This window comes from Pseudoalteromonas sp. TAB23 (genome assembly GCF_000498075.1).
Classification (GTDB): Bacteria; Pseudomonadota; Gammaproteobacteria; order Enterobacterales; family Alteromonadaceae; genus Pseudoalteromonas; species Pseudoalteromonas arctica.
In genome coordinates, this window is the sequence record NZ_AUTP01000191.1 from 27,203 (window position 1) to 34,484 (window position 7,282).

General features: G+C 40.2%; 7 protein-coding genes and 2 pseudogenes (2 of these 9 cut by a window edge). 6 read left to right on the plus strand and 3 right to left on the minus strand.

What is annotated here, in order from left to right:
• The 6 genes and pseudogenes from L654_RS01000000125855 to L654_RS0109505 form a co-directional block, all read left to right on the plus strand.
• Window positions 1-698, plus strand: a pseudogene (locus L654_RS01000000125855) (MBL fold metallo-hydrolase); it begins 302 nt to the left of the window's first position.
• Between the two features lie 55 nt (window positions 699-753).
• The gene (locus tag L654_RS0109485; RefSeq protein WP_024590580.1) at window positions 754-2,223 is read left to right on the plus strand and encodes a LysM peptidoglycan-binding domain-containing protein; all 1,470 of its coding nucleotides are present in this window, start codon (window positions 754-756) and stop codon (window positions 2,221-2,223) included.
• Between the two features lie 66 nt (window positions 2,224-2,289).
• Complete coding sequence (locus L654_RS0109490) at window positions 2,290-2,778, plus strand: peptidylprolyl isomerase (protein WP_007586440.1); 489 nt, start codon at window positions 2,290-2,292, stop codon at window positions 2,776-2,778.
• Window positions 2,779-2,799: 21 nt separating this feature from the next.
• Window positions 2,800-3,528 (plus strand): SDR family oxidoreductase, encoded by a 729-nt coding sequence (locus L654_RS0109495; RefSeq protein WP_010554366.1) that lies wholly within the window; start codon window positions 2,800-2,802, stop codon window positions 3,526-3,528.
• A gap of 10 nt (window positions 3,529-3,538) precedes the next feature.
• Window positions 3,539-4,381, plus strand: coding sequence for an amidohydrolase family protein (locus L654_RS0109500; RefSeq protein WP_024607887.1), 843 nt, complete (start codon window positions 3,539-3,541; stop codon window positions 4,379-4,381).
• 49 nt (window positions 4,382-4,430) lie between these two features.
• Complete coding sequence (locus L654_RS0109505; protein ID WP_024607888.1) at window positions 4,431-4,802, plus strand: hypothetical protein; 372 nt, start codon at window positions 4,431-4,433, stop codon at window positions 4,800-4,802.
• Between the two features lie 94 nt (window positions 4,803-4,896).
• On the opposite strand, the gene L654_RS0109510 is transcribed toward L654_RS0109505, so the two are convergent.
• The 3 genes and pseudogenes from L654_RS0109510 to L654_RS0109520 all read right to left on the minus strand — a co-directional run.
• Entirely contained in the window at window positions 4,897-6,072 is a 1,176-nt protein-coding gene (locus L654_RS0109510) for a mandelate racemase/muconate lactonizing enzyme family protein (protein WP_007586432.1), read from the minus strand.
• Window positions 6,073-6,098: 26 nt separating this feature from the next.
• Window positions 6,099-6,866: a class II aldolase/adducin family protein gene (locus L654_RS0109515; protein ID WP_007586431.1), complete on the minus strand. Its 768-nt coding sequence runs from the start codon at window positions 6,864-6,866 to the stop codon at window positions 6,099-6,101.
• A gap of 165 nt (window positions 6,867-7,031) precedes the next feature.
• Window positions 7,032-7,282 (minus strand): annotated as a pseudogene (locus L654_RS0109520) (c-type cytochrome); it runs 85 nt beyond the window's last position.

Here is a 7,282-nt window from a genome sequence, read left to right on the forward strand (position 1 = left end):
TGGCGGTTATGCAAAATTTTTACCCTGATGCTAAGCTCATTGTTCATCAGCAGGTAAATAAAAATTTTAACCTTTATCAAACAGCATATACCGACAAACTAGACACGTATGAAAAGAGCATTGAGCTGAGCTACCAACGATTAGCGAATGTGCCCAAAGAAGAGCAAGCTAAATGGCGAAATAAGTTAGAGCTTGCAAAAAAACGACTTTTTCGCTGGCAGGAGTATCAGCTTAGCAAACCAGAAATAGTAATTGATAGTCGTAAAACTATCGACCTTGGTGGTTTTGAGATAACCATTGAGCCGCAGCAAGCCCATACTAACGGTGATTTAACTATTACTACTAATAATGGCAGTGTGCTGATTGGTGGCGATATCGTTGACTGGCTTCCTTACCCTGGACACGGTGAACTTAAAAGTTGGCAAACGTTGCTTAAGCAATATATTAACGACGAAAAGCTCACTATTATTTTACCTGGGCACGGCGGTACATTAACAAAAGAGCAGCTGAAACAGCCTCTATCATTTTTAACAGCCATAACAGAGCACGTTAAAAACAATAAAGATCAAAGTATTGAGCAGTTAATGCTGTCGTTTCCTGAATCAGTTATTGAGCCTTATAAACAAGAAGCGCTTAATATAAAATCGAGCAACTTCTTTTTACAAGCTGGCCTAAATCGCGCAAAAAGCGCAGAATAACTCAACACAACGGATTGTGTTAAAATAATAAAAGGAATTCACAAAAGTGATCACTATGCGCAGTTTGGTTTTATGTTGTTTGGGTATTTTGTTATTTGGTTGTCAATCAACGGAGCAAGAACCACAAGAAGCTCCACAAATATTTACTCATTTTGAGCCTGACTATACTTATGATATTGATGATGAAGTAGCTCAAACGCCCCAAGTTAGTGAGCACGTTACGCCACTTCAATTCAAAAAAACAATCGTAAAAAAGCGCCCACCAAAAACCACCGATCTGTGGGTGCATATAGCCAACAATCTACACTTTACGGTTTATCAAAATCGCGCGTTAAAAAAGCGTATCAGCTGGTACGCAAAGCAACCTAACTACTTACAAACTGTGAGTAAACGCGCAGCGCCTTACCTGTATCATATCGTAAAAAAAATTGAGCAAAAGCAACTACCTATGGAGCTCGCTTTACTACCATTTGTAGAAAGCGATTTTAGACCAACGATAGCCTCATCACAGCAAGCTGTTGGTGTTTGGCAGTTAGTTGGCGCAACAGCGCATCACTTTGGAGTTAAGTCAGACCAATGGTACGACGGTCGCCAAGACGTACTTGCTTCAACCGATGCTGCACTTGATTACTTAAGCTACTTACATAAACGCTTTGATGGTAATTGGCTACATGCTTTGGCTGCTTATAACAGTGGTGAGGGCCGCGTTAAACGCGCAATCGAAAAAAACAAAAAACGCGGTAAAAGCACCGATTACTGGTCACTCAGTCTGCCAAAAGAAACCGCCGACTACGTACCCAAGTTACTCGCTTTAAGCTATTTAGTTAAGCACCCACAAAAGGGCATTAAACGCCCAAAGCTTGCATATAAGCCATTTACAACACAGATGAATATAGGCCAGCAGTTCGACTTTTCAGTCATCGCTAAGCTCTCTGGTATAGGTTCAAAGCAGTTACACGCGATTAATCAGGGATATTTAAAAAATCAAAGCTCACCTAACGGGCCGCATACTTTACTGCTGCCTATAGGGCAAGAGGCCTTATTAAAAAGTCAGTTTTTTAAATCAAACTTTGCTGGAGAGTACATCGTTAAACAAAACGACACGCTATACGGCATCGCTAAACGTTTTAGTATGTCGGTAAAAGCTTTAAAACAACTTAATAACAAAAATAATAATTTAATAGGCGTTGGAGAAAAGTTATTAGTTGGACAACCTAAAACCCTGCCAAGCACATTAACTGTTGATTACAAAATCAGCCCTTATTTAGAACACCAAGAGATTGCGATTCCCACCATTGAAATAGATTATGAAGTTAAGTCGGGCGATAGCCTTTGGAGTATAAGTCAGCTTTACGATGTACCTCATAGCGACTTGGCAAAATGGAACAAACTCTCTGCATCAAGTATTTTAAAGCCTGGCACTCAATTAGTACTGTTTATACCACAGGCTGAAAAGCAAAAAGCAGCCCCAACAAAAAAAGATTTTCTGCTAAATTTACAAAAAACACTAAATCAGCCACGTTAAGTTTATAAACAAGTATATTTCGCGTAAAATTGCGCCCTAACATAGTTATTATTTGAAGAGACAAGCATGCAAATTAGCAAAAATTCAGCAGTTGAATTTCATTACACCCTTAGCGAAGCGGGCGAGCAAATTGAAAGTAGCACAAACGAAGCGCCACTTACTTACATTCATGGCAGCGAAGGCATGCTTCCTGGTTTAGAAAAAGCACTTGAAGGCAAAGAAGCTGGCGAAAAATTTAGTGTAACTCTAGAGCCAAGTGAATCATACGGCGAGCGTGTTGATGACTTAATTCAACGTATTCCGCTTAAGCACCTACAAGGCGACGTTAAAGTATGGAAACCAGGTATGACAGCAATGGTTAGCTCTAACCAAGGTCGTCATCAGGTTACTATTGTTAAGGTTGGTCGTTTTAACGCAGATTGTGATTTAAACCACCCATTTGCGGGCAAAACACTAACGTTTGACGTTGAAGTTATATCGGTACGTGAAGCAACAAGTGAAGAAGTTTCTCACGGACACGTGCACGCTGAAGGCGGCTGTGGTCACTCTCACTAGTTAGCAATAAAGGAAGTAAGTATGTCTAAAGTTGCAGTCGTTACAGGTGGTACAAAAGGTATTGGCTTAGCCGTAGTTAAGCGTTTGCTAAACAACGGCTATGAAGTACATAACCTTGATATAGAGCTGAGCGAAATCGGTATATTTCATCAGTGTGATGTAAGTGATGTATCGGCGGTACAAAGCTGTATCAACGCTATCTGTGAACAAAGCAAACGTATTGATGTACTTGTTTCTAATGCTGGAAAACACTTAAGCGCAAATATAGAAAGCACCGACGAGCAAACTCTCGATGCACTTTTTGCGCTTAATGTTAAAGGCGCTTATGCCGCAATACAAAGCGTATTGCCAAGCATGAAAGCGCAAAATGGCGGCGCTATTATATTAGTCGCTTCCGATCAGGCAATTATAGGTAAGCAAAACTCTTTTGCGTATAACCTAACAAAACATGCCCTTGCCTCAATGGCTAAAACAACAGCGCTTGATTATGCGGGTTTTAATATTAGAGCAAATGCGGTATGCCCTGGCACAATAGAAACCCCGCTATTTCATAACGCGATAGATGCGTACTGCGCAAAAAGTGGCGCAAACAAAGCTGAAATAGTTGCCGAGGAAGCAAGTCTTCAACCGCTTAACCGATTAGGTCAAGCCGATGAGGTTGCTGCCCTTGTGAGCTTTTTAGCAAGCGACGATGCCAGCTTTATTACTGGCAGCCTACAAAGCATTGACGGTGGCTACACTGCCCAATGAGTAATGTGCAATGAGCCTAAAAATTATTGACCCACACGTACACTTTTTTAATTTAGTAGAAGGTCAATACTCATGGCTACAAGGCGCTAACCCACCAGCGTGGCCAAATTTAGAAAAAATAAAACANCAGCCAGTAAGTGCACAGCAACTTGTTAAAAGTACTGACTTTGAGCTAGTAGGGCTTGTTCATATAGAAGCAGGGTTTGATAACACCTCCCCTATTAACGAGCTAAACTGGCTAAGCTCGCATTTAAAAGACCTTTCATTTAAGGCTATTAGTTACAATCAAATTGATGCGCCCGCAGAGCAATTTAGTCGCGTGCTAAATGCACTGGCTCATTCAAGCCTTTGTGGTATAAGAGATATAACCGAAGAAGATGATGCAGTGAGACTAAAAAGCCCTCACTGTATTAATAACCTTAATTTATTGGCTAAAAATAAACTGCATTTTGAAGCTCAATTTGATATTGAAAATAGCGAAATAACTAAACAAGTGGCTTATTACGCTAGGCAGCTACCGCAGCTTCAAATTATAATTAATCATGCAGGACTGCCAAGTAATTTAAATGATTGGCGACAAGGTGTTGAGTTACTTGCTCAGCATGACAACATAGCTATTAAATTTTCTGGTTTTGAATTACTACAACTTACCAGTGAGCAACAAGCAGCGTGTTTTAATTTTCTTTTTAATCACTTTGGACAGCAGCGTATTATGTTTGCTAGCAACTTCCCTGTGTGCCAAATAAATACAAGCTACAACAACCTATGGCACTGCCATAAGGCGTTATGCTCAAACGATAAGACATGGCATGACCTTAGCTATACAAACGCTAAGCACTACTACCAAGTGTAAGTAAAACTAGTTATATTAAACTCTCTTTTTATGATAATACGGCCAATTTATGAAAATGTACTTTTTACTAATCGTTGTATTTTCAGCGCTTCTTCTCAATGGCTGCATATCTCAAAATCCAGACCCGACACCTAAGCTGCAACATGCTCTACTGGCAAAGCAAAATAAAACAGCGGTTAGCAAAGCAATTAAAACACTTGTACATATGCAAGAGACTCAATTAGCTGATGATGTATTTACTACCAGCAGCACAGTAACCCTTAGCAATGTAGATGGTAATAATATTATCGACACGCAAAGTCGCAATACACCCGATCAGTTTGAATTGATGATTAAAGGCAAGCAATGCTATATACGCCATCTCGATAGCAAAGCAACTATTGAGCTTAAAGATGTCGAATGTAAAATCAACGAGTTATAACAAGCTTTACTTCCCCTAAACAAATAAAAGCCGGTAAGTGACTAATCACTTACCGGCTTTTTAATGCATGACCTAAAGTTAGCTTAAAAGGCTATTATTTTATTTCTACGCGTTGAGAACGCATAACAATCTCATCATTTAATTCAATACCCAACCCTGGCTCTTCTGACACTTCAAAGAAACCATTTTTAGGTTGTGGGTCTTGTAAACATAACTCGCGGTTCCACTTTTTAATCGCATAAGTGTGGTGCTCATGAATCAAAAAGTTAGGGATAGCCGTTTCTAAGTGCAGTGATGCTGCTGTTGCAACAGGCCCGCCACATACGTGAGCTTGAATACGCACATCAAAAATATCAGCGTAATCACACACTTTTTTGGTTTCGGTAAAACCACCACATAAACCAATATCAGGTTGTAGAACATCAATACTTTGATCTTCTAAGTACGGGCGCACACCCCAGCGATTATACAAACGTTCACCACCAGCAATTGGCACATTAACTTTGTCTGCTACTTTTGCATGTAATGAATGGTTTAAATAGTTAACAGGCTCTTCAAAGTACATACAGTCAAATTCTTCTGCAATTTCACCCAACTGAATGGCTGTTGTCACGCCTGGTAAACTGTGGCATTCAAAAATAATGTCTACTTCGTCGCCTACTGCTTCGCGAATAGCTTGCATACGCGCACGGTATAGCTTCATTTCAGTACGTGAAATTATTTTTGTACGATCGTAATAAGTATTGCCGTCTTTATCGTACTGAATTGGATCTACTTTTACTGCATCGTAACCTTCAGCTATCGCTTTTAAAGCAGCTTCTGCATATTCTTGCGGCTGTACTAGCGCTTTAAATTCGCTATCCCAGTCAAACTGTAATTGTGATGCGTACGTACGTAGTTTGTCGTTAACTTTACCGCCTAATAATTGATATACAGGTAAACCAAGCGCTTTACCTTTAATATCCCAAAGCGCGGTATCTATTGCGCTCATTGCAGCATATACAACAGGTCCGCCACCTAAGCCCCAAAAGCTCTCACGTAACATACGAGACCATAGTTTTTCTGTTTGAAATGGGTCGTGGCCGATTAAAAAGGCATCGGCCATTTCCTTAATCATAGCCGCTGCAGCACTGTGACCTAAATCGTATGCAAGGCCCGCTTCGCCAACACCACTAATACCTTCGTCAGTATGAATACGTACAAACACAGGTGTCCAAGAAGGTCTATCAGGACAGTGAATATCAAATACTTCAACGCGATTTACTTTCATTAAAATTCCTTATTAACCGCTATGGGTTATTTTGCAAAACTAGAGTCAAGTCGATACGCTTTACGTAACATAGCAGGCCACGCAAGTTGCCCGCCAGTGCTACCACTGTGTACTACGTTTGCTTGATTATAAATATTGTCGATTATAGGTTGCGGTACTTCAATCACCTCTTGCGAGCTTGATTGTAGCGCTAGTTGTATTTCACACGCTCGCTGTAAATCATAAAAGCGCATAAACGCATCGCCTACCGTTGGGCCTACCGTTAAGCCACCGTGATTTACCAATAACATATGGTTGGTGCTGCCCAAATCATCTTGTAACACTTTTCGCTCGTCGTCGTTTACTGCAAGCCCTTCGTAGCCATGATAAGAAAGCGATGGCAGTGAAAACATTGAATACTGGCTAAGCGGTAATAAACCATTTTTTTGTGTAGCGACAGCGATTGTTTCTTTGGTATGAAGGTGAATAACACAATGAGCGTCTTCGCGTACCTCATGAATCGCACTGTGAATAGTAAAGCCAGCAGGATTAATACTAAATGGCGTATCGTCAATAATGTTACCGTCTAAGTCGACCTTCACTAAATTAGACGCAGTTACTTCATCAAAGGTTAAACCAAAGGCATTTACTAGGTAGTGATCGGTGCCAGGCAAACGTGCTGATAAATGCGTATAGATTAAATCCCCCCAACGAAAGTGCTCTACCAGTCTATAACACGCGGCTAAATCAATACGCAGTTGCCACTCTTGTGCTGATACTTTATTTTTTAAATCGAGTTGGGGTAAATCAAACATAATAAGCCTTTTAAAAACGTACATTATTAACCTGTACGAACAGATGTTTAGAAGTCTAAAGCAGTCTCTATTTTATAGCAAACACCAAACAAAACAGCCACACTATTGTGTGGCTGTTTGTAAAACTAAAATACCAATTGCATTAAAATGGTATAGCTGCGTAAATTATTTTACGTTAGCTAGGTAATCTGCAATTGCTTCAAACTCTTCATCAGTTACCGTTGCAACCATTGCTTTCATAGCCATGGTCATACCGTTATTACGTGCACCTGATTTGATGTCTTTCATTTGCGCTACTAAGTAGTCTTTGTTTTGACCGTTTAGTTTAGGGTACATACCCATAATTGGTGCTTTACCTTCAGCGCCATGACAAGTTTGACAATTTTTAGCGGTATAAAGTGCAGCGCCATCGGCAG